1 protein-coding gene and 1 pseudogene are annotated in these 1,058 nt (G+C 60.0%); both read left to right on the top strand.

The annotated features are described in order from the left end of the window. Positions 1-4: 4 nt before the first annotated feature. Entirely contained in the window at positions 5-844 is an 840-nt protein-coding gene (ugpA, locus tag A2I95_RS41690) for a sn-glycerol-3-phosphate ABC transporter permease UgpA (RefSeq protein ID WP_291738125.1), read from the top strand. Further along, positions 844-1,058 (top strand): annotated as a pseudogene (locus tag A2I95_RS41685) (glycerol-3-phosphate transporter); the annotation flags it as partial. The gene ugpA and the pseudogene A2I95_RS41685, both read left to right, overlap by 1 nt.

The following is a 1,058-nucleotide window of genomic DNA, read 5'->3' as shown; positions in this document are numbered from 1 at the left end:
TAACCTGCTGGTCGCGCCGCAAATCGCCATCACGCTGGTGCTCTTCATCTGGCCCGCCAGCCAGGCGATGTATCAATCTTTTCTGATCGAAGACGCCTTTGGCCTTGGCACCGAATTTGTCTGGTTCGAAAACTTTGAAATCCTGTGGTCGGACAGCCATTACCTGGCCAGTTTCCAGCGCACCGCGGTTTTCTCCTTGCTGGTGGCGGGGCTGTCGATGGGCGTGGCGCTTCTGCTGGCAGGTTTTGCCCAGCGGGTGGTGCGCGGTGCGATGTTCTACCGGACCCTGCTGATCTGGCCCTATGCGGTCGCCCCCGTTCTGGCAGGCGCCCTGTGGGTGTTCATGTTCAACCCGACCCTTGGCATCTTTCCCTATTTCCTGGAATTCGCAGGCATCACCTGGAACCATTACCTGAACGGCACCCAGGCGATGGCGCTGGTGATCCTGGCCGCTGCCTGGAAACAGGTCGCCTATAATTTTCTGTTCTACCTCGCCGCCATGCAATCCATCCCCAATTCCGTGATCGAAGCCGCCGCCATCGACGGCGCAGGCCCGGCGCGGCGGTTCTGGACCATCATCTTTCCGCTGATCTCGCCCACCACGTTTTTCCTGCTGGTCATCAACATGGTCTACGCCTTTTTCGAGACCTTCGGCATCATCCACGCGGTCACCCAGGGCGGCCCCGGCACCTCCACCACCATTCTGGTCTACAAGGTGTTCAACGACGGTTTTGTCGGTCTCGACCTTGGCGGCTCAGCCGCGCAGTCGGTGGTGCTGATGGTGCTGATCATCGCCATGACCGTGGTCCAGTTCCGCTTTGTTGAAAGAAAGGTGGCTTACTGATGGTTGAAAACCGCCCCCTGATCACTTTCCTTACCCATCTGGTGCTGGTGCTTGGCGTTCTGGCCATCGCGCTGCCGGTGTGGATCACCTTTGTCGCCTCCACCCATGACCAGCTGCGCATGAACCAGGCGCCGCTGCCGCTGTGGCCCGGCGAGTATTTCCTGGCGAACATGAAGCAGACCCTGTTCGGCTCCGGCCTCAGCGGGACGGAGAC

The sequence above is a fragment of the Leisingera sp. F5 genome, from assembly GCF_001593695.1.
The sequence above is the reverse complement of the archived record's forward strand: the minus strand, read 5'-3'. Positions and strand labels throughout refer to the sequence as shown.